Annotated in this window: 23 protein-coding genes; 15 read left to right on the top strand and 8 right to left on the bottom strand. The window is 67.5% G+C overall.

The window, feature by feature from the left end; all coding sequences use genetic code 11:
• Window positions 1–2 precede the first annotated feature (2 nt).
• Both ACWDUD_RS26235 and ACWDUD_RS26230 read left to right on the top strand, forming a co-directional pair.
• Window positions 3–785, top strand: coding sequence for an enoyl-CoA hydratase (locus ACWDUD_RS26235; RefSeq protein WP_197257489.1), 783 nt, complete (start codon window positions 3–5; stop codon window positions 783–785).
• Window positions 786–946: 161 nt separating this feature from the next.
• Window positions 947–1,495, top strand: coding sequence for a hypothetical protein (locus tag ACWDUD_RS26230; protein WP_197257491.1), 549 nt, complete (start codon window positions 947–949; stop codon window positions 1,493–1,495).
• A gap of 62 nt (window positions 1,496–1,557) precedes the next feature.
• Here the strand turns inward: ACWDUD_RS26230 and ACWDUD_RS26225 are convergent, their stop codons facing one another.
• The 7 genes from ACWDUD_RS26225 to ACWDUD_RS26195 all read right to left on the bottom strand — a co-directional run bounded on the left by ACWDUD_RS26225 (window position 1,558) and on the right by ACWDUD_RS26195 (window position 7,524).
• Window positions 1,558–2,379 (bottom strand): acyl-CoA dehydrogenase family protein, encoded by an 822-nt coding sequence (locus tag ACWDUD_RS26225; RefSeq protein WP_450111225.1) that lies wholly within the window; start codon window positions 2,377–2,379, stop codon window positions 1,558–1,560.
• Window positions 2,376–3,467, bottom strand: coding sequence for an acyl-CoA dehydrogenase family protein (locus ACWDUD_RS26220; protein WP_450111224.1), 1,092 nt, complete (start codon window positions 3,465–3,467; stop codon window positions 2,376–2,378). Before ACWDUD_RS26220 ends, ACWDUD_RS26225 begins: the two co-directional genes overlap by 4 nt.
• A complete protein-coding gene (locus ACWDUD_RS26215; protein WP_197257497.1) occupies window positions 3,464–3,877 on the bottom strand; it encodes a nuclear transport factor 2 family protein in 414 nt (137 codons plus the stop codon). The genes ACWDUD_RS26220 and ACWDUD_RS26215 overlap by 4 nt, the downstream gene beginning before the upstream one ends.
• The gene (locus ACWDUD_RS26210) at window positions 3,864–5,075 is read right to left on the bottom strand and encodes a metal-dependent hydrolase family protein (RefSeq protein ID WP_197257500.1); all 1,212 of its coding nucleotides are present in this window, start codon (window positions 5,073–5,075) and stop codon (window positions 3,864–3,866) included. The genes ACWDUD_RS26215 and ACWDUD_RS26210 overlap by 14 nt, the downstream gene beginning before the upstream one ends.
• A 299-nt stretch (window positions 5,076–5,374) precedes the next feature.
• Window positions 5,375–5,704: a hypothetical protein gene (locus ACWDUD_RS26205; RefSeq protein ID WP_197257502.1), complete on the bottom strand. Its 330-nt coding sequence runs from the start codon at window positions 5,702–5,704 to the stop codon at window positions 5,375–5,377.
• Window positions 5,685–6,968, bottom strand: a complete 1,284-nt coding sequence (locus ACWDUD_RS26200; protein WP_197257504.1) for an aromatic ring-hydroxylating oxygenase subunit alpha — start codon at window positions 6,966–6,968, stop codon at window positions 5,685–5,687. The genes ACWDUD_RS26205 and ACWDUD_RS26200 overlap by 20 nt, the downstream gene beginning before the upstream one ends.
• 4 nt (window positions 6,969–6,972) lie before the next feature.
• A complete protein-coding gene (locus tag ACWDUD_RS26195) occupies window positions 6,973–7,524 on the bottom strand; it encodes a carboxymuconolactone decarboxylase family protein (protein WP_450111223.1) in 552 nt (183 codons plus the stop codon).
• A gap of 395 nt (window positions 7,525–7,919) precedes the next feature.
• Between ACWDUD_RS26195 and ACWDUD_RS26190 the strand changes: the two genes are divergently transcribed.
• The 13 genes from ACWDUD_RS26190 (at window position 7,920) to ACWDUD_RS26130 (ending at window position 19,988) form a co-directional block, all read left to right on the top strand.
• Complete coding sequence (locus ACWDUD_RS26190) at window positions 7,920–9,299, top strand: ABC transporter substrate-binding protein (RefSeq protein WP_450111232.1); 1,380 nt, start codon at window positions 7,920–7,922, stop codon at window positions 9,297–9,299.
• Window positions 9,299–11,434 carry a branched-chain amino acid ABC transporter permease gene (locus ACWDUD_RS26185; protein WP_450111222.1) on the top strand — a complete coding sequence of 712 codons (2,136 nt, stop codon included), beginning with the start codon at window positions 9,299–9,301 and terminating at the stop codon, window positions 11,432–11,434. The genes ACWDUD_RS26190 and ACWDUD_RS26185 overlap by 1 nt, the downstream gene beginning before the upstream one ends.
• Window positions 11,412–12,125 carry an ABC transporter ATP-binding protein gene (locus ACWDUD_RS26180; protein WP_197257512.1) on the top strand — a complete coding sequence of 238 codons (714 nt, stop codon included), beginning with the start codon at window positions 11,412–11,414 and terminating at the stop codon, window positions 12,123–12,125. Before ACWDUD_RS26185 ends, ACWDUD_RS26180 begins: the two co-directional genes overlap by 23 nt.
• Entirely contained in the window at window positions 12,122–12,829 is a 708-nt protein-coding gene (locus tag ACWDUD_RS26175; protein ID WP_197257514.1) for an ABC transporter ATP-binding protein, read from the top strand. Before ACWDUD_RS26180 ends, ACWDUD_RS26175 begins: the two co-directional genes overlap by 4 nt.
• A complete protein-coding gene (locus ACWDUD_RS26170) occupies window positions 12,826–13,179 on the top strand; it encodes a hypothetical protein (protein WP_450111221.1) in 354 nt (117 codons plus the stop codon). The genes ACWDUD_RS26175 and ACWDUD_RS26170 overlap by 4 nt, the downstream gene beginning before the upstream one ends.
• Window positions 13,176–13,490, top strand: coding sequence for a hypothetical protein (locus tag ACWDUD_RS26165; protein ID WP_248673425.1), 315 nt, complete (start codon window positions 13,176–13,178; stop codon window positions 13,488–13,490). Before ACWDUD_RS26170 ends, ACWDUD_RS26165 begins: the two co-directional genes overlap by 4 nt.
• 97 nt (window positions 13,491–13,587) lie before the next feature.
• Window positions 13,588–14,754 carry an acyl-CoA dehydrogenase family protein gene (locus tag ACWDUD_RS26160; protein WP_197257624.1) on the top strand — a complete coding sequence of 389 codons (1,167 nt, stop codon included), beginning with the start codon at window positions 13,588–13,590 and terminating at the stop codon, window positions 14,752–14,754.
• A complete protein-coding gene (locus ACWDUD_RS26155; protein WP_197257518.1) occupies window positions 14,754–15,521 on the top strand; it encodes an SDR family NAD(P)-dependent oxidoreductase in 768 nt (255 codons plus the stop codon). The genes ACWDUD_RS26160 and ACWDUD_RS26155 overlap by 1 nt, the downstream gene beginning before the upstream one ends.
• Complete coding sequence (locus tag ACWDUD_RS26150; protein ID WP_450111220.1) at window positions 15,521–16,762, top strand: CaiB/BaiF CoA transferase family protein; 1,242 nt, start codon at window positions 15,521–15,523, stop codon at window positions 16,760–16,762. The genes ACWDUD_RS26155 and ACWDUD_RS26150 overlap by 1 nt, the downstream gene beginning before the upstream one ends.
• Window positions 16,759–17,568 carry an enoyl-CoA hydratase/isomerase family protein gene (locus ACWDUD_RS26145; protein WP_450111219.1) on the top strand — a complete coding sequence of 270 codons (810 nt, stop codon included), beginning with the start codon at window positions 16,759–16,761 and terminating at the stop codon, window positions 17,566–17,568. The genes ACWDUD_RS26150 and ACWDUD_RS26145 overlap by 4 nt, the downstream gene beginning before the upstream one ends.
• A 42-nt stretch (window positions 17,569–17,610) precedes the next feature.
• Window positions 17,611–18,756: a thiolase family protein gene (locus tag ACWDUD_RS26140; RefSeq protein ID WP_450111218.1), complete on the top strand. Its 1,146-nt coding sequence runs from the start codon at window positions 17,611–17,613 to the stop codon at window positions 18,754–18,756.
• Between the two features lie 135 nt (window positions 18,757–18,891).
• Window positions 18,892–19,497, top strand: coding sequence for a TetR/AcrR family transcriptional regulator (locus tag ACWDUD_RS26135; RefSeq protein ID WP_197257524.1), 606 nt, complete (start codon window positions 18,892–18,894; stop codon window positions 19,495–19,497).
• Window positions 19,498–19,574: 77 nt separating this feature from the next.
• Window positions 19,575–19,988: a hypothetical protein gene (locus tag ACWDUD_RS26130; protein ID WP_450111217.1), complete on the top strand. Its 414-nt coding sequence runs from the start codon at window positions 19,575–19,577 to the stop codon at window positions 19,986–19,988.
• Window positions 19,989–20,059: 71 nt separating this feature from the next.
• Here the strand turns inward: ACWDUD_RS26130 and ACWDUD_RS26125 are convergent, their stop codons facing one another.
• Window positions 20,060–21,025 (bottom strand): NADPH:quinone oxidoreductase family protein, encoded by a 966-nt coding sequence (locus ACWDUD_RS26125; protein ID WP_450111216.1) that lies wholly within the window; start codon window positions 21,023–21,025, stop codon window positions 20,060–20,062.
• Window positions 21,026–21,030 lie beyond the last annotated feature (5 nt).

Here is a 21,030-nt window from a genome sequence, read left to right as displayed (position 1 = left end):
CCGTGTACATCCTGTACGAGGTAGCCGACAAGATCGCCACGATCACGCTCAACCGTCCCGAGGCGGCCAACGCCCAGAACGCGGAGTTGCTCGACGAACTCGACGCCACCTGGATGCGTGCCGCCGCCGACCCGGACGTCTCCGTCATCGTGTTGCGGGCGGAGGGCAAACACTTCTCCGCCGGACACGATCTCGGCACCAAGGTTCCCGACGATCTGAAGATCACGCTCGAACTGATCTACTCCAACGAGAGTCGCCGCTATCTCGAGTACTCGTTGCGCTGGCGGAACATCCCGAAGCCGTCGATCGCCGCCGTCCAGGGTCGCTGCATCGCCGGTGGGCTGCTGCTGTGCTGGCCGTGCGACCTCATCATCGCGTCCGAGGACGCGTCCTTCTCCGATCCCGTCGTCCTGATGGGAATCGGCGGGGTCGAATACCACGGGCACACATGGGAACTCGGTCCACGCAAGGCCAAGGAGATCCTGTTCACGGGCCGCCCGGTCACCGCGCACGAAGCCGAGCAGACCGGGATGGTCAACAAGGTCGTGCCCCGCGACCGTCTCGACGAGGAGACCCGCGCACTCGCGACGAAGATCGCGTCGATGCCTCCGTTCGGGCTGCGGCAGGCCAAGCGTGCCGTCAATCAGACCCTGGACGTGCAGGGCTTCTACGCGGCCATCCAGTCGGTGTTCGACGTCCACCAGACCGGTCACGGCAACGCGCTGAGCGTCGGTGGATTCCCGATCCTGGTGAACCTGGACGAGATGAAGTCGAAGATCGAGTAACGTCGCCCGCATCCGCTGCCGGACCATCTGGACGGCAACGGAATTCGAGGGGCGAAAAGGCCTTCCCGGGGCGAGTCGGCAACGTACTCTCGCAGGGACCTGGGGGGAAGTTCCAACACAGTGGTGGACGAAACCGGTTCGTCCACCGGAGAGGATCCGTCATGCGCGTTTCGAACATCCGTCGTGCTGTCGCCACCTTCGGGATGGTGGCGGTTGCGGCCGTCACCCTCGTGGGCTGCAGCAGCGACGACGACAGCTCCAGCGACAGCACCACGACCACGGCGACCACCACGACCGAGACGACCGAGGCCACCGCCACCGAGACGACCACGGCGGCTGCAGCCGGTGAAGCGGCGGATCCGGCGACGACCGAGGCCGTCACGAACGCCTACGTCACGTTCTTCAACGGCGCCACCCCGCCGGCCGAGCGTGCCGCGCTCGTCGAGAACGGCGACGTGTTCCTGCCGACGCTCGAAGCGATGACATCGAACCCGCAGGCCATGGCCACGACCGCGACGGTCGAGGGCGTGACCCTCTCCGACCCGGAGAACGCCGACGTCAAGTGGACGCTGCTCATGAACGGTGCTCCCGTGCTTCCGGACCAGTCCGGCAACGCCATCCAGCAGGACGGCACGTGGAAGGTCAGCGCGACCACCTTCTGCACGCTGCTCGCGATCCAGGGCGGCGGCGCTCCCGTCCCGGGCTGCTGATCCCGTAACACGAAGGAGGGGCGCCCGCACCGCGGGCGCCCCTCCTTCGTGCTTCCGAGGTTCTACAGGTGGACGAGACGCGGAGCCGAACCCGTCGACCGGATGAAAGCACCGGCCTCGCGGGTGAGTTCGCGTGCACTGCCGAGCAATCCGTCGAGGACCAGCGCCCGGCGGATGTGCCGGTGCAGGTCGTGTTCGGCGGTGAATCCGATCCCGCCCAGCACCTGCTGGCAGTGGCGGGCCGCCGTCAGCGCGGCCTTCCCTGCCGCGGCCTTCCCCAGCAGCGATCCGAGGTCGTCGGTCGCGGCGAGCAGCGTCGCCTCGGCACCCTCGATCGCGACGAGGGTCTCGGCGAGCCGGTGTCGCACCGCCTGGAACGCCGCGACGGGCGTGCCGAACTGGGTGCGGTCGAGGGCGTGGGTTCGCGCGAGCGACAACATGGTCCGGCTCGTCCCCACCAGCCACCAGCCGAGCGCACGCCGGCCGGCGGCGATCGCCGCGGGGTCGAGTTCCTCGCCCGCGTCGGCGGTGTGGAGCGGGATCTCCTCGTCGAGAGCGGTGCCGGCGGTGCCGGTGCGTTCCCACACGATCCATCTGCCGCCCGCGAACGGCAACGGGAGGGTTCCGGCGATGGGCAGTCCGGCCGCGTGCAGTACGACGTCGTTGATCACCGGGGCGTGCGCGCCCGTCTCGCCGAGCAGTCGGAACACCAGTGGGATCGCGACGTCGGGCATCTCGGTGAGCATGTCGCCCCAGCCGAGATCGGCCAGCGCCGAATCGAGTTCGTGCGCGGGTGTGGAGGTCATGGTCCCGCGCAGGGCGTCGCCCAGCAGTGCCAGTTCCTCGGCCTGCGTGGTGTCGGAGACGGTGGTGGCGTCGGTCATCGATCCCTCCCCAGATCGAGCAGGCGGCGCGCGATGATGTTGCGCTGGATCTCGGCCGTGCCGCCGTAGATCGTGGCGGCCCTCGAGTACAGGAATTCCGGTCGCCACAGGGTGTCCTCGAGTTCGAGGACACCCGGCAGCAGATCGCGCACGGTGTCGAACAACTGCTGTTCGGCAGTTGCCAGCAGCACCTTGTCGATCGAGGTCTCCGGTCCGAGCGCGGCTCCCTCGGCGAGTCGCTGCTGGGTCAGGCGCGACCGGCAGCGCACCGTGTGCAGCGCCAGATACGCCGAGCCGAGATCGTCGTCGGCATCGAGTTCGGTCTCGTCGAGCAACTTGTCCAGACGCGTGAACAGGTACGCGATCCGGTGCCAGAAACACGTCGAGCGTTCGTGCGGAAGCAGATCCATCGCGACCCGCCAACCGTCGCCCGGCCGGCCGAGCATGCGGTCCGCGGGCACCACGACGTCGTCGAAGTACACCTCGGCGAACTCGTCGATGCCGTGCATCGTGCGCAGCGGCTTGACGGTGATGCCGGGGGTGTCCATGTCGACGAAGAACGCGGTGATCCCGTCGTGGCCGGGCGCGGTGCGGGTGAGGAGCACACAGCGGGATGCGTACTGCGCCAGGCTCGTCCAGACCTTCTGGCCGTTGATCACCCACTCGTCGCCGCGTTGCACGGCGCGGGTGCTCAGCGACGCGAGGTCGCTGCCCGAGCCGGGCTCGGAGAAGCCCTGGCACCACTGCTCGCGACCGCTGAGCAGCAGCGGAACCATCTCGGCCGCGAGTTCGGGCCGGGCGTAGGAGATCATCGTCGGCGCGAGGACCTCGATCATCGAGTAGATACCCGGCTCGGCCAGGTCGCGGGTGGCGACCTCCTCGCCGAGCACGGCCCGCAGCGCCGCGTCGCCCCCGAGACCGCCGACCTCGACGGGCCAGCCGTACCGCATCCAGCCCGCGTCGAACAGTGCCCTGCGCACCCGGCCCAGCTGCGCCACCTGACCGTCGAGCGAATGGTCCGGCGGCGGGGTCAGGTCGTTCTCGTCGAGCCAGGCGCGCAGGGCGGACCGGAACTCGTCGACGTTCATGCCGACGGCTCGAAGGCGTGCGGGATACCCGAGTCGTGGGCCCCGCTGCGACGCTGGAAGGTCATGGACCGGGTCTTCAGACGCCAGCCGTCCTCGGTGCGGACGTAGGTGTCGCTGTAGTACCCGATGCGCATGTTGTGGGTCGTCTGGTCGACGAAGCACAGCGGCTGGGTTCCGGTCGCGGTGTCGCCGTCGAGCTCGACGAGGGCGGTGCCCGTCATGAACAGGCCCTTCGGTGCCGCGGCGACCAACTCGGGGAACTGGTCGAGCGTGAAGGCATCGCCGAAGGCTCTGTAGGTGCCGTCGGGGGTGAAGACCGCCATGACACCCTCGACGTCGTTCTTGGTCATGTTGACCGCGTACCGCGCGAGGAGCTGGTTGATCTCGACGAGGTCGTCAGTTGTTGACATAGACTTTTCCGCCTTTCATGACGAACTGCACGTTCTGCGTGACGGTGATGTCCTCGAGCGGGTTGCCCGGGACGCCGACGATGTCGGCGAGCAGGCCCTCGGCCAGCCGGCCGCGGTCGGTGACATCGATCAGTTCGGCGGCCGTGATCGTCGCGGCGCGCAGCGCGTCCAGTGCGGACATGCCGCGGTCGACCAGCGCGACGAGTTCGTCCGCGTTCTTGCCGTGGGGGATGGCCGGCGCGTCGGTGCCGAGCGCGATCTTCACGCCCGCCTCGTAGGCCGCCTTGACCGAGGTGCGGGCCTTGGGGAACATCTCGGCGGCCTTGGCCTGCAGATCCGGCGGCGCGTGTGAGACGTCCATCGCGTCGGCGAGCCGGGTGGTGGGAACGAGATAGGTGCCGGCGGCGACCATCTTGTCGATCGCGTCGTCGTCGATGAGGAATCCGTGTTCGATGCAGTCGATTCCGGCGGCGACGGCCGCGCGGACGGCGTCCGCGCCGTGGGTGTGCGACGCGACGCGCAGGCCGCGCCGGTGCGCCTCGTCGACGATCGCGCGCAGCTCCTCGTCGGAATAGTGCTGTGCGCCCGGTGTTCCGGTGTGCGACATGACCCCACCCGAGACACAGACCTTGATGAGCTTGGCCCCGTGCTTGATCTGGTAGCGCACCGCCTTGCGGACCTCGTCGACACCGTTGGCGATGCCTTCCTCGATGGTCAGGTCCAGCACGCCGGGGGCAAACGCCGCGAACATCGTCGGATCGAGGTGACCACCGGTCGGGGTGATCGCGTGACCGGCCGGGACGACCCGCGGGCCGTCCACCCAGCCCGCGTCGATGGCCTTGCCCAGTGCGACGTCGAGCAGGTAGCCACCGGTCTTCACGAACAGGCCCAGGTTGCGGACCGTGGTGAAGCCGGCGCGGAGGGTGCGCCGGGCGTTGCCGACCGCGCGGAGCATGCGCAGCGGGGGATCGTCCTGGACCGTGGAGTAGACGGGCTTCTCGCCGCGCCCGCCCATGAGCAGGTTGACTTCCATGTCCATCAGGCCGGGCAGGAGGATCTGGTCGCCGAGATCCACGACCTCGCCTTCGGGTTCACCGCCGATCCCGACGATCTTGTCGTCTTCGACGCGGATGATGCCGGGGCGCACGATCTTTCCGCTGTCGACATCGAGAAGGCCGGCGGCCTTGAGTGTAATCACCGCTACACCACCGGTTCTCGGATGACTTCGGCCCGGCTGCCTTCGGCTGGTTTCGGGAAATGGGGCACGGGTCCACCTTCCTGTCCGAGCTCGTCGCCTCGGCGAGCCCGAGCTCATCCAATCTCATTCATGAGAATGACGCTCTCATTCATTGACTATCAGATTTCCACAGTTGTCGGGGAGCGTCAACGTCCGGGGAATGTGTCCGGTGACGGTGTCGGCCGAAAGGTCCCGGACGAACGGAACCGTCCCCCCGCGGCGCATCGGCTGCGGGGGGACGGTTCGTCGTGGGTCGGGCGTCAGACCACCGGTTCGTGGATGATTTCGGCCCAGGCCGCGCCGCTGTCGGGGACGCGGGGTTGCTTCCAGACTTCGACGGGGAAGGAGACCATGATGAGCGACTGCATCAGGTGCACGAGGGCGCGGGCGTCGTCGGGCAGGTCGTCGTAGTCGAATTTGTCGCAGTAGGTGATGGCGTCCTCGATGCGCGGGAATGCGGCGTCGTAGAACTTCTGCATCTCGGGCATGGTGGAGGCCAGGCGCTTGGCGTAGCGCTCGGGTTCGGTGGCCAGGACCCAGTCGGCAGCGAAGGGTTCGAGGTCGGCGAATTCAGTTGGCAGCAGCGCCATCACGGTACTCCTTGACGTAGTCTCCGACGGTCTTGTGCAGGTGGCGGAGGAGGATTTCCTGATCGCAGAGCGGGAAGTCGGTGACGGTGCGGGTGCCGATCATCGTCTGCGTCGCTTCGAGGGTGTTGGCGTCCTGCAGTGCGTACTCCTTGAAGGTGACCGCGGCCAGTTCGTGGGCGAGGCGCTCGCGGACGTTCTTCGGGGGCACGAAGTAGAGGTTGGCCTCGAAGATGTGGCGGTCCGGGGCGGTGGGCCAGTAGTGGTAGGTCAGGTACCAGCCCGGTGCCCAGATGAGCAGGGTCATGTTGGGGAAGAACTCCCAGGAGTCCTGGCCCCAGACCGGGTACTTGCCGGGGTTGATGCCTTCGGGCAGTTCGTCGCCGGAGATGCCGGGGATGTCGGGGCGGTCCCAGGGTCCGAACAGGCCCGAGCGCAGGACGCGTTCGATGGGCTTGACCATGTTCAGGTCCTTGGGCGGGGCCATGCCGCCCCAGGAGGAGATCATCGAGTGCGGCGACTGGATGTCGTAGTGCAGCGCCTCGTAGCCGTAGCCGGCGAGCTTCTCGGCTTCGTCCTTGGTCGCCTGCTTCATGTGCAGGATCGGGGCGTGGTAGAACTCGGCGAAGGCGTCGATGAACAGCTTCCAGTTGGAGCCGATCTCGGCCCGGTAGCTGTAGACCTCGGTCATCTTGTCGAACGGGTAGCCTTCGATGCCCTTGGCCAGCGGGCCGAGGTATTCGTCGAGGGGCTGGGCGTTGTCGTCGAGGTTGATGAAGATGAAGCCCTGCCAGATCTCGCAGCGCACGGACTTGAGTCCGTAGTCCTGCTTGTCGAGGTCGAAGAACTCGCCCTCCTGCTGGACGAAGGTCAGATCGCCTTCGAGGCTGTAGCGCCAGGCGTGGTACTTGCAGGTGAACTGCTTGCAGCTGCCGGCGACCTCCTCACCGGGAAAGTCGTTCCAGACCAGCTTGTTTCCGCGGTGGCGGCACAGGTTGTGGAAGGCGCGGATCTCACCGTCGTTGCCCTTGACGATGATCAGCGAGGTGCCGGGGCCCGCGGAGGGCAGTTCCTTGGTGAAGTAGCTGCCCTTGCGGGGGAGCTTCTCGACACGGCCGACGTTGAGCCAGGTGCGCTTGAAGATCGCGTTGCGCTCGTCCTCGAAGAACTGCGGATCGTACGAGTCGGTGTAGTCGACCGGTGCGGTGCCGAGTTCGGGCCAGTGTTCGGTCCAGCTGCCTTCGGCTGGTTTCGGGAAATGGGGCACGGATCTACCTTTCCTGTCCGGGCTCGGTGTCGTGTCCGAGTCCGATACCGAATGTGTTGAAAGCCATGGCCATGAGGCCGTAGCCACCGACCGTGAAGATGAAGTCCATTCGCTGCCGCTTGTCGAGCCGCTCGCCGAGCGCGTTCCACGTCTGCTCGGAGAGCCGGTTCTTGTCCTCGAGTTCGTCGACCGCGGCGAGCAGGGTGCGTTCGAACTCGTCGGTGGCCTCACCGATGCGTGCTGCCTCGATCTCGTCGAGGGTCAGCCCGGCTTCCTGCGCGATCGGGACGTGGTGCTGCGATTCGTACTCGCAGTCGCGGCGGTGCGCGACCCGCAGGATCGCGAGCTCCCGCAGCCGCGGCGGCAGCGTCGACCGCCACAGCAGATAGACGCTGAAGCCCAGGAACGCCTTGGTCAGGTCCGGGTGGTGCGCGAGCGCGGACAGGGCCGTGCCGGCTCCTTCCGGATTCTGGCGATCCCGCGCGAGCATCCCGATGAACGCCGCTCGCGTCTTGTCGTCCCACTCCTCTGCGGGCAGCGGTGGAAGCAGGGCCATGCACCAACCTCCTCTCGTCGGCGAGAATTGCATTCTCATTTCTGCTCAGTAGGTTTCCAGGCTTTTGCCGGATAGTCAACGTCCGGCCTGAAGACGCAGGTAGGCGGCCTGCCGCCGGAGCGCTCCGGCATCTCGTCCGGATGATCCAGGGGGTGAGGTCCGCGAATCTTCTCCCCGCTCCGGACCAGTAGAATATGTTGATTCTCCTACAGCGAGAGGCTAGTTTCCCTATCAGGCGAGAGCACTACGGCCTCGGGAATTCCCGGCGCAACCGCGGCCACGCGGACGGCGTCGCTCTCCTGTCAACTACCGGTCGGCCCGAACGGGCCTGCAGGGGGAGGAAGAACGTGAAACTACAGCAGACTCCGGTACCCGAGGTGCGTCGACGAGTCGTCGTGGGCACCGGACGGGCCGCCGTGGCGCTGGCCGCGATCGCGGTGCTCGTCGCCGGGTGCGGCGGCCGCACCGGATCCGAGACGGGCGGAGGCGACGACCGCAGTGGTGGCGGATCGTCGGCGCTCTCCGCGGACTTCGGTGACCTGACCGAGGTGTGCCAGGACGGCGACGCCTCGACGGCCTCCGCCCAGGGCGTCACCGCCGAGCAGATCGAGGTGGGCGTCTTCACCGACATGGGTTTCACCAAGAACCCCGAATTTGTCGACGCGGCAAAGGTGTTCACCTCCTGGTGCAACGACAACGGCGGCATCAACGGCCGCACCCTCGTCGCCAACACCCGCGACGCCAAGCTGATGGAACCGCGCCAGCGCATGATCGAGGCGTGCCGTGAGGACTTCGCCCTCGTGGGCGGCGGTGCTGCGCTCGACGGCCTCGGCGTCAAGGAACGTCTGAACTGCCTGCTTCCGACCTTCACGGCCCAGACCGTGCAGGAGGGTGCCGCCGGCGCCGATCTCGAGATCAGTGCGTCCCCGGCGAAGATCCCCGGATACGACAACTACGCCGGATTCCGCGAGTGGGCTATCAACGAGGCCTATCCCGATTCCAAGTCCGCGATCGGCATGATCAACGGCGACTCCGCCGTCACCAAGGTAATCGGCGCGGTCACCCAGGAGACCGTCGAGTCGCTCGGCGCGACCGTGGTCTACAACGAGCTGTACCCGGCGATGGGTGTCTCGGACTGGACGCCCTACGCGCAGGCCATCAAGAGCAAGGGCGTCAAGGGCCTGATCTTCATGGGCAGCTTCGACCAGCTCGCCAAGCTCGAAGAGGTCCTGACCAACATGGACTACAAGCTCGACTGGATCGACGCGAACAACAACGCCTACAACGCGCAGTTCATCGAACTCCTCGGCCGTTCCGCGGAGTACCAGAACAACCTCGTCGACCTCAGCGGCATGGCACCGCTCGAAAGCGACGAGCCCGCCGTCGAGCAGCTGAAGGAGCTCTACGCGAAGTACGCGCCCGACGCGCAGATCACCCTCCCGGCGATGCGCGCCTGGTCGTCCTGGCTGCTGTTCGCCAAGGCCGCAGCAGCCTGCGGTGACGAACTCACCCGCGCATGTGTGTACGAGACCGCGCGTCAGGAGACGGCGTGGACGGGTGGTGGACTGCACGCTCCGTCGGATCTGCAGACGCCGCTGCCGCCGAAGTCGTGTTTCAACGTCGAGAAGGCGACCCCGGACGGCTGGGAGACCGCCGATTTCAACCCCGACAACGGTCTGTACCGGTGTGACCTCCCGCCGCGCAAGATCACGCAGGACTTCGGAGCGCCGCTGACGCTCGCGGAAGTCGGCAAGAGCATGAGTGACGTCCAATAATGGAACAGTTCATCACTTTCGGGATCGTCGGCCTCACCACGGCCGCGGTCTACGCGATCATCAGCAGTGGCCTGGTCGTCACGTACACGACCACCGGCGTGTTCAACTTCGCGCACGGGGCCACGGGCATGATGGCGGCCTTCGCCTACTGGCAGCTCAGCGTCGGCTGGGGTTGGCCGGTGTGGCTCTCGGTCGCCGTCGTGCTGCTGGTGCTGGCGCCGGCGTTCGGTCTTCTGGTCGAACGGTTGCTGCGTCCGGTCCAGCGACTCGGCGAGGCCGAGAAGCTCGTCATGACCATCGCGATGCTCAGCGGCCTGATCGCGCTGGCGCGCTGGATCTGGAATCCCATCAAGGCCCGGTCGCTGCCCACGTTCTTCAACGAGCAGCAGGCGTTCCACATCGGTTCGGCGACGATCACCTGGCACCAGGCACTGACGATGATCGTCGCGGTCGCGGTGGCGCTGGGACTGCGCGTGCTGATGTTCAACACGCGCACCGGCGCCGAGATGCGGGCGACGGTCGACGACCGTGCACTCGTCGGTCTGACCGGCGCGGACCCGGTCCGCGCCAACCGCGTCGCGTGGATCCTCGGGACCGTGCTGGCGGCCCTCGGTGGCGTGCTCATCGCCCCGATGGTCGCGCTCGAGGCCACCCAGCTGTCGTTGCTGATCGTCAGCGCCTACGCGGCGGCGATCTTCGGGCGGCTGAAGAGCCTGCCGATGACGTTCGTCGGTGCGGTCGTGGTCGGGTGCATGGAGGCCTACATGGCCGGCTACCTGCCGCAGAACGACTACCTGCCGGGCCTGCGTCTGGCCGCACCGGCGATCCTCCTGCTGCTCGCGCTGCTGCTGTTCCCGCACGGCCGTCTGCGGGGCCGCGACCGGAACCTCAGCCAGGTGCCGGTGCCCACGGTGCGAGGGACGTTCGCGTTCGCGGGTGTGATCGTCGCGTTCGGCATCATCCTCGCCACCGTGCTCGGCGAGGGCGATCTCATCACCTACGGGCAGATCTTCGCGTTCGGTGTGATCGCGATGTCCTTCGTGCCGCTGGTCGGCTATGCCGGCCAGATCTCCCTCGCCCAGCTGAGCATGGCGGGGATCGGTGCGATCGTGTGCGCGCACCTGGGTGCGGACGGACAGTGGTGGGCGCTGCTCGCCGCGATGGTCGTCTCCGGTGTCGCCGGGGCGATCGTCGCGATCCCGGCGCTGCGGTTGTCGGGTGTGTATCTCGCGCTCGGCACCGCGGCGATCGCGGTCGTGCTGGACCGGTGGATCTTCTCGATGCCCTCCTTCGAGGTCTTCGGGATGGAGATCGCGTTCTTCAATCAGGGTTCGATCGATCTGGTCGGGCCGAGCCTGTTCGGCTTCCAGGTCGACACCCCGGCGGAACTGACCGTGTTCGCGGCGATCTGCCTGGCCCTCGTCACCATCGGGGTCGCGGCGCTGCGCCGCGGCCGGCTCGGCCGGCAGCTGATCGCGCTGCGCGACAGTGAAGCCGCATACGCGACCCTCGGCGGCAGCCTCCTGATGATGAAGACGGTGGTGTTCGCGATCTCCGCCGGCATCGCCGGACTCGGCGGTGCACTCTACGGGATGCAACTGCAGTCCGTCGCACCGGAACAGTTCAATTTCATTGCCGGACTGGGCATCTTCCTCATCGCTGTCGTCGGTGGCCTCGGTGTGGTCGGCAACGGTCTGTTCACCGGCACGATGATCGCCGGACCGCTCAACGCGATCGTCGCGCTGTGGCCGGGCGCGCAGAACCTCGTGCAGACCCTGCCCGCCGCGGCCGGACTCGCCTACGGGTCCGGGGCCGTCGACGACGGCGTCGTGCCCTCGATGCGCAAGGAATGGGAAGCGACGTTCCGCGACACGCTCGTCGTCTCGACGCTCGTGGGATGGATCGTCCTGCTGTGGCTGCTGCGCCTCGGCGACGTGATCAACGGGTACGTGTTCTTCGCCGGCATCGTCGCCGGTGTGATCGCCGCCCGCGTCTGGTCGAACTCGCGGCGCAAGGTACCGCCGGGACCGGACGGCCCCGTCGAGGAAATACCCGTCGAGTGGTGGGGCGTCAAACGCCCGTGGACTCCGGAGGATCAGGAGGTGCTCGATCGTGCCGTCGCAACTCGAGGTTGACGATATCGCCGTCGCGTTCGGGGGCCACCGCGCCCTCGACGGCGTCGGGTTGAAAGCCGAACGCGGACAGGTCACCGGGCTCATCGGCCCCAACGGGGCCGGCAAGAGCACCCTGTTCGACGTCATCACCGGGCTGCGCCGGCCGGTGGCGGGACGCGTGTACCTCGACGGACACGACGTCACGCGAGCCGGCCCGGCACGCCGCGCCCGGCACGGCCTCGCCCGCACGTTCCAGCGACTGGAACTGTTCGGCCGGCTCAGCGTCCGCGACAATCTGCTCGTCGCAGCAGAACTCGGCCCGGAACGTCGCCGAGCGCATCAGGTCGCGGACGAGATCATCGACCGTCTCGACCTGCACCACCTCGCCGACACGACGGCCGACGCGCTGTCCACCGGCATGGGCAGGCTCGTCGAGGTCGCGCGGGCACTCGCGGTCCACCCGAGCCTGATCCTGCTCGACGAACCCGCCGCGGGACAGGACCCGCAGGAGACCGAGCTGTTCGCCGGTCTGCTGCGGGCCCTCGCGGACGACGGAACCGCGGTTCTGCTCGTCGAACACGACATGGAACTGGTCATGAACGTGTGCGATCAGGTCTACGTTCTCGATCTCGGCCGGATCATCTCCGTCGGACCACCCGACGTGATCCGCAAGGACGAGAAGGTACTCGCGGCCTACCTGGGGGAAGCATGACAGCCATCCTCGAGTTGCGCGACGCCCGCGCCGCCTACGACGAGATCACCGTGCTGCACGGAATCGACCTGAGCGTCTCCGCCGGGCAGGTGGTGGCCCTGCTCGGCCCGAACGGCGCCGGCAAGACCACCACGCTCAAGGCCGCCGCCGGCGTCCACCCGTTGCGTTCCGGGCAGCTCGTGCTCGGTGGGCGCGACGTCACCGGAGTGGCACCGCGCGACCTGGCACGGGCCGGGGTCTGCCTGATCCCGGAAGGTCGCGGCGTGTTCCCCAACATGTCCGTCCGCGACAACCTGCTGATGATGACGTTCACGGGCACACCCCGCGAGCAGATCGAGGAGGTCGCGTTCTCGCGCTTCCCGATCCTCGCCAAGCGTGCGTCGCAGACCGCCGGGACACTCTCCGGCGGCGAGCAGCAGATGCTCGCACTCGCCCGTGGACTGGCCACCGATCCCGCGGTCCTGCTGCTCGACGAACTGTCGATGGGTCTGGCGCCGCTGGTCGTCGGCCGGCTCTACGACGAGGTCGCCGAGATCGCCCGCAGCGGCGTGGCGGTCCTCGTCGTCGAGCAGTTCGCGAATGCCGTACTCGACTTCGCAGACCACGCAGCAGTTCTCGTGCGCGGACGCATCCAGAAACAAGGCCACCCCGACAGCGGTCTCCGATCCGAGCTCGCAGCCCTCTACCTAGGGAGTTCCTCATGACCTCGACCGAATCCCGTGCGGACCGATTCACCCGTGAACTGTCCGAACTGAAGATCCCCGATCCCGCCGCCGGCCGGTCGTCGCTGTGGCTGCGCCTCGGCATCGCCCTCATGGTGATCGGCCCGATCCTCGGAGTGGTGGCATACTTCATGTCGCACAACACGTCCGACGCGCTCGTGCAGCGCGACGCGATCGTGGTCTCGATTCTCGGCGTCGCCGTCGCGATCGTCGGCGCGGCGCTGTACCTGCGCTACTCGCTCACCGGATTCCTCCGATTCTGGATGGCACGCCAGTCCTTCGATCTCGGCATACTCGCCGAGCGTACGTCCGAAAGTGAGGTTGAAGCATGACCACCTCGACTCCGCTCCGCGCCGGAGAACAACTCGCCAGTGCCGAATGCACGGTCCGCGTGGTCGTGGTCCGGGCACCGGCCGACGCCGGGGGAGTGCTGGCGTGCGGTGGGAGCCCGATGGTCCCGGCGACCGGCGGCCGCCCCTCGACCGCCGGTATCACCGATCTCGTCACCCTCATCGGCAAGCGGTACGTCGACGAGAACGACACCCTCGAGGTCCTGTGCACCTCGCCGGGTGTGGGCGAGCTGACCTACAACGGAGTTCCGCTGACCGTCAAGGCGGCCAAGGCCCTTCCCGCCTCCGACTGAGTACCGACGATCACGTCCCGTGGGGTCGCCGGACCCGATCCGGCGGCCCCACGAGAAACCGACGAAAGAAGTTGAGAACATGGCTGTGCCCGGTGGCATGAGTTTCGAGCTGACCGAGGACCAGGAACTGATCCGCAAGTCGGTCGCCGAGCTGATGAAGAACTTCGGCGACCAGTACTGGATGGAAAAGGACCTCGCGCACGAATTTCCGACGGAGTACTACAAGGCGCTCGCCGACGGCGGGTGGCTCGGCATCACCACACCGGAGGAGTACGGCGGGCACGGCCTCGGCATCACCGAGGCGTCCATTCTTCTCGAAGAGGTCGCGCGATCCGGCGGTGGCATGAACGCCGCGACCGCGATCCACCTGTCCATCTTCGGGATGCATCCGGTCGTGGTGCACGGATCCGACGAGTTGAAGCAGCGGACCCTGCCGCGGGTCGCCAGCGGCGATCTGCACGTGTGCTTCGGTGTCACCGAACCCGGTGCGGGACTGGACACCTCGCGCATCACCACCTTCGCTCGCCGCGAGGGCGACCACTACATCGTCAACGGGCGCAAGGTGTGGATCTCCAAGGCGATGGAGTCAGAGAAGATCCTCCTCCTGACCCGAACCCAGCGTTACGACGAGGTCGAGAAGAAGACCGACGGCATGACGCTGTTCCTCACCGATCTGGATCGAAGCCGCGTCGAGGTCCGGCCGATCCGGAAGATGGGGCGCAACGCGGTGTCCTCCAACGAGCTGTTCATCGACGATCTCCGGGTCCCCGTCGAGGACCGGGTCGGCGAGGAAGGCAAGGGATTCCAGTATCTTTTGGACGGTCTGAATCCGGAGCGTATGCTCATCGCAGCCGAGGCTCTCGGCATCGGAAGGGTCGCTCTGGACCGAGCCGTCAAGTACGGCAACGAACGTGAGGTGTTCGGCCGGCCGATCGGCATGAACCAGGGAATCCAGTTCCCGCTCGCGGACTCGCTGGCGCATCTCGACGCCGCAGAACTGGTGTTGCGCAAGGCAACCTGGCTCTACGACAACGGCAAGCCCTGCGGACGTGAGGCGAACACCGCCAAATATCTCTGTGCCGAAGCAGGTTTCACCGCTGCCGACCGCGCGCTGCAGACGCACGGCGGGATGGGGTACTCGGAGGAGTACAACGTCGCCCGCTACTTCCGTGAGGCTCGGGTCATGCGCATCGCCCCGATCAGCCAGGAAATGATTTTGAACTATCTGGGATCACACACTTTGGGAATGCCGAGGAGCTACTGATGGCAGGAAACAATCCGTTGTTCGACCTGACCGGCCGGTCGGCGCTGGTGACCGGTGCCGCCGGTGGTATCGGCGCCGCGGTCGCCGAGGCGCTCGCCGCAGCCGGTGCCTCGGTGATGGTGACCGACATCGACCCCGACGCCGCGGCCGCCGTCGCCGAGCGCATCACCGCGAACGGCGGCAAGGCCGACAGCGTCGGACTCGACGTGCGCGACCGCGCCGCCGCCGACGCCGCCGCGGCCCGTGCCGCCGGGTTCGGCCAGGGCGCGCTGCACATCCTGGTGAACAACGCCGGGGTCACCGAACCGGCGATGTTCAAGGACCTCGAGACCGAGAGTGTCCAGAAGATGCTCGACATCCACCTGCTGGGCGCGTTCAACTGCGCCAAGGCAGCGCTGCCGTTCCTCCCGACCGACGGCACCGGCCGGATCATCAACGTCACGTCGTCCGCCGGAATCACGGGAACGCTCGGTCAGGTGAACTATTCCGCGGCGAAGGCCGGCATCATCGGTATCACCAAGTCCCTGGCGCGCGAACTGGCCCGCAAGAACATCCTCGTCAACGCCATTGCACCGCTCGCGGCCACCCCGATGACGAACACCATCCGCACCGACGCGAAGTTCGCCGAGCAGATGCTCAACCGAATTCCGCTGCGCCGATGGGCAGAACCGTCGGAGGTTGCGGGAGCCTTCGTGTTCCTCGCGTCCGATGCCGCCTCCTTCGTCACCGGCCAGGTGCTGCCGGTGGACGGTGGAATGGTGATGTGATGACACCGGAACCGGCATCCGCCGGTGCCGCGGCCGGTCCGCTCGACGGGGTCACCGTCGTCACCCTCGAACAGGCGGTCTCGGCGCCGATGGCCACGCGGGTGCTCGCCGACTTCGGTGCCCGCGTCATCAAGGTGGAGAACCCGAAGGGCGGGGACTTCGCCCGGGACTACGACGATGTGGTGGGTGGTCTCGCCGCGCATTTCGTGTGGGCGAACCGGGGCAAGGAGTCGGTCACGCTCGACCTGAAATCCGATGCCGGCCTGGACGTGCTGCACCGGCTGCTGGCGTCGGCGGACGCGCTCGTGTCCAACCTCGCGCCCGGTGCGACCGCGCGCCTCGGATTGACCGCCGCGGAACTCGAGAAGCGGTACCCGGAGCTGATCGTCGTCGAGATCGACGGCTACGGCTCCGGGGGACCGCTGTCCCACAAACGCGCGTACGACCTTCTCGTGCAGGCGGAATCGGGATCCTGTGCGGTGACCGGCTTCCCGGGTGAGCCCGCGAAACCGGGCCCGCCCTTCGCGGACATCTCGACCGGTCTGTACTCCGCCCTGTCGATCCTGGCGCTGTTGCTCGGCAAGGCGCGGAATCCCGAGCTCAACCGCGGTCTCGAGGCGGTGTCGGTGAGTCTGTTCGACACGATGACCGACATGATGGGCTACCCCCTGACCTACACCCAGCATTCGGGCGTGAACCAGCAGCCGCTCGGGATGAGTTCGCCGGCGGTCGCCCCCTACGGCGCCTACCGCACGGCGGACGAGCAGACCGTGGTCCTGGGCACGACGAACGACCGGGAATGGCAGCGGCTCGCCCGGGAGATCCTGCAGCGCGACGATCTGGCGGACGACGAACGGTTCCGGACCAACTCCGACCGGGTCCGAAACCGTGCCGTGCTCGACGAGGCGATCTCCGAGTGGTGCGCCCGCCACGATCTCGCCCACGTACAGAAGACGGCCGACGAAGCGGGAATCGGCAACTCGCGCTACAACATTCCGAGTGAGGTGCTTGCTCATCCCCAGTTGAGCGAGCGCGACCGGTGGCGGACGATCGACACGCCTGCCGGTTCGATCCAGGCGATCCTGCCACCGCCGATCGTCGCCGGGCGCGAACTGAGGATGGACCCGGTCCCCGGCCTCGGTGAGCACACCGACCGCGTGCTGGCCGACTTCGGATACTCGCCGTCCGAGATCGAGGAACTGCGCCGGCAGGGCGCAATCGGCCCGGAGTACCGGCGGTGACGGGCGAACCCCGGTCCGAGGGGCCGGTGCTGTTGCGTGACGACCGCGACGGCGTCCGGACACTGACGTTGAACCGGCCGCGCCGGAAGAACGCGATCGACACCGAACTGTGGGGGTGCCTGCGCGACGCCCTGGACGACGCCGGGACCGATCCGGACGTGCGTGCCGTCGTGATCACCGGTGCCGCCGGCGCGTTCTGCTCGGGTGCGGACATCGCGAATCCCGGTACCGCGCACCCGATGCACAAGATGCGGGCGCTGACCGACGTCGCCCTGCTGTTGCACGAGCTGCCGCTGCCGACCGTCGCCAAGGTCAACGGTGTCGCGGTGGGCGCGGGCTGGAACCTGGCGCTCGGGTGCGACCTGGTGGTGGCCACGCCCGAATCCACGTTCTCGCAGATCTTCACGAAGCGGGGACTGTCGCTGGATCTCGGTGGTTCCTGGTTGTTGCCGAAGCTCGTCGGCCTTCAGCAGGCGAAGCGCCTGACGTTGCTCGCGGAGACGATCGATGCCGAGCAGGCACACGCGATGAATCTCGTGACCTGGGTGGTGCCGGGCGACGAAATCGACGTGTTCGTCGACGAACTCGCACGCAAGCTCGTCGCGGGGCCGCCGATCGCGCTCGCCCAGACCAAGGCACTGCTCAACGAGGGTGCCGACCGGACTCTGCGCGACGCCCTCGCGAACGAGGCGCGAGCGCAGGCAATGAATTTCGCGACGGCCGACGCGCCGGAGGCGTTCTCGGCGTTCGTCGAGAAGCGGGAACCGCGATTCACGGGACAGTGGACGGTCGGCCGCGCACGGTAGCGCCGCGGGACGTGTCCTCAAATGACGAATTGGGAGAAGTAGATGCGTGAAGTGGTGATCGCGGAGGCGGTCCGGACACCGGTCGGCAAGCGCAACGGTGGGCTGTCGGGTGTGCACCCGGCGGACCTGTCGGCGGTGGTGCTCACGGCCCTCGCGGAGCGCACCGGGATCGACCCGGTGATCGTCGACGACGTGGTGTGGGGTTGTGTGTCCCAGGTCGGCGACCAGTCCAGCAACATCGGCCGGTACTCGGTGCTCGCGGCGGGCTGGCCGGAGAGCATCCCCGGCACCTCGGTGAACCGGGCGTGCGGGTCGAGCCAGCAGGCCCTGGACTTCGCCGTGCACGCGGTCATGTCCGGGCAGCAGGACGTCGTGGTCGCCGGCGGTGTCGAGTCGATGAGCCGGGTGCCGCTCGGCGCGGCGAGGGCCGACGGCATGCCGTACGGGCCGCGCGCGCTCGCCCGCTACGACAATTTCCAGTTCAACCAGGGCATCGGCGCCGAGATGATCGCCGAGAAGTGGGGGTTCTCGCGGACCCGGCTCGACGAACTGTCGGCGCAGTCCCACGAGTGGGCGGCGGCGGCGATCGACCGGGGTGCGTTCGACGCCCAGATCGTGCCGGTCGAGACCGCGGACGGGACGGTCGCGCGCGACGAGGGGCTGCGGCGCGGGACGACCGTCGAGAAGCTCGCGGGCCTGAAGCCGGTGTTCAAGGAGGACGGGGTGATCCACGCGGGGAACTCCTCGCAGATCGCCGACGGCGCCGCGGCGCTGCTGGTCACCACGCCGGAGAAGGCGCGCGAACTGGGTCTCACCCCGATCGTGCGGTACCGCGCCGGTGTGGTCGCCGGCTCCGATCCGGTGCTCATGCTGACCGGTCCGATCCCGGCGACAGAGAAGGTGCTGCGGAAGGCGGGGCTGGGAATCGGTGACATCGGGGTGTTCGAGGTGAACGAGGCGTTCGCGTCGGTGCCGCTGGCCTGGCTCGAAGAGACGGGTGCCGATCCCGCGCGGGTGAATCCTCTCGGTGGCGCGATCGCGCTGGGGCATCCGCTCGGAGGTTCCGGAGCCATCCTCATGACGCGGATGATCCACCACATGCGCGACAACGGGCTCCGGTACGGACTGCAGACCATGTGCGAGGGCGGTGGTACGGCCAACGCGACCGTCGTCGAACTCGTGGACTGAAGGCCGGGCGAATTGTAGGCAAGGGCACTTGGAATCCGTGTGAGCTGCTGCACGGAACTGCTCGATATGAGACCCTTGTCACATCCGGAAAACCAACCTACTGTGTACTAGGTAGGTTGGTCCGAAAGGAGTGAGGTGTCAGCACCGAGGCCGTACGACACACTCCTCTCCAAGGGCGAGGATCGCCGTCAGCTCATTCTTTCCGTTGCGCAGCGACTGCTGGCGCGGAACGGCTGGCGGAACACGACACTCGCCCAGATCGCTGGAGAGGCCGGTGTCACCACCGCGGGGCTGCTGCATCACTTCGAGTCCAAGGACCAGTTGTTGCATGCGGTGCTCGATGCCCGCGACCGCGACGACGATGCACACGCGGATCGGTCCGGCGACCTGCTCGAACAGCTCGGGAGGGTGCCGGAACGATTCGAGCGCTCACCTGAACTGGTGGGGATGTTCGCCACGCTGGTGATCGAGAACCTCGATCCGGCGGCACCCCTGCACGGTCGCCTGCTCGATCGATACCGGGCCGCGCTGGACACCGTCGAGGACGGCATCCGGCGCGGCCAGAGCGCAGGGCGGTATCGCGCCGACGTGGACCCCGCGACCAAGGCTGTAGAGATCGTCGCCTTTCTCAACGGAATGGAAACCTCATGGCTGCTCGATCCATCGATTCCTCTTACCGCGGTGTTCCGGGAGTACATACAGTCGCTTACTCGACAGCTCATGCCCGACGCCACCAGCTGAGAAGGCGGCTGGCCGTCGTCGCACCGAATGTCGCCGACGCCGTCCAGTTCGCGGGAGGCTGGCTCTTCGATCATGTGATGGCCGGCTGGGATGTCACGGTCGCCGTGGCCGATCCCCAGGATGTGCGTCCGATCCAGATCCTCGGTGCGACCACCGTCGATCTGGAGGCGGCGCTGTCCTCGCCTATCGGTCCGATGCCCGAATCCATTGCGGTATCGGTGAATCTGTACGAGTCGGACAGCCGAATCCGTGAAGGCATGCTCGACGCGCTCGACAGCGGCCTCACCCGCATCGCGGTGTGGGGCGATGCGCTGCCGTCGGATCTGGACCGGAAGTTCGATTCGATCCAGCATCGGCTGAGCGTGGCGGCACGCGCCTTCAAGTCCCACGCGCTCGCGGCTGCAGCGGCTCCGGCGGATTCGCCGGGCACCACAGAAACGTTCCGCAGCAGCGGAACCTCTTCGGTGCGCGACCTCGCCTCGGTGGGATAGGCACGCAGTGCGGCTTCGCCGCCGGTGTGCCTTTGTGGCGGTCAGGGCCGCCACAAAGGCACACCGGGCGGTTACGCCACGTCGATGACGATCTTGCCGATCGCCCGGCCGTCGGCGACCATGCGCAGCGCCTCGACGGTGTCGTCGAGAGTCAGGCGCGCGCCGATGTGCGGGACGACCCGTCCGGTCGCGAGCAGCTCGCGCAACTCGATTTCGTTGCGCCGCATCTCGTCCGGATCAAGGTCCTGAAATTGGAATCCCAGAATCCGAACGCCCTTGACGAGCACGAGATTCAGCGGGATCCGCGGAATCTCGCCGGAGGCGAAGCCGATCGTGACGAACCGGCCGCCGCGTCGTAGCGTCCGCAACGCGACCTCGGACAGGCCGCCGCCGACCGGGTCCAGCACCACGTCGGCGCCACCGGGCAGCGCCTCCCGCAGCGCCGCCCTCACATCCACGGTGCGGTGGTCGACGAGGTGACGTGCCCCGTAGGACGCAGCGACCTCCAGCTTGTCGGGGGTGGACGCGACCGCGGTGACGGTCGCTCCCATGGCCACGGCGAGCTGGACCGCCGCGAGCCCCACCCCACCGCCGGCGCCGAGCACGATCACCTCGTCGCCGGGGCGGACCCCGGCCACCGACCGCAGACTGTGATAGGCGGTCCGATGCGCGACACCGAACGCGGCGGCGACGTGGGCGTCGACGCCGTCCGGGATCGGTGTCAGGTTCCGTGCCGGGGCGACGACCTGTTCCGCGAACGCCCCGACGATGCCGGTGCCGACGACCCGGTCACCGACCGTGAAGCTGTCGACACCGTCGCCCAATTCCTCTACGACACCGGCGAATTCGCTACCGGGAACGAACGGCGGCGGAACGCTGATCTGATACTTGTCGGCGACGAGCAGGACATCCGGGAAGTTCACCGCGGCCGCGGCGACGCGCACCCGGACCTTGCCCGGCTCGAGTGCGGGCGGATCGAGGGTGCCGACGCGAACGACGTCGATGGATCCGTATTCGGGGCAGATCGCTGCACGCATGCGGA

It is taken from the genome of Rhodococcus sp. NPDC003382, assembly GCF_053589135.1.
Note: the sequence above shows the minus strand (reverse complement) of the source record. Positions and strands in the feature narration are given on the sequence as shown.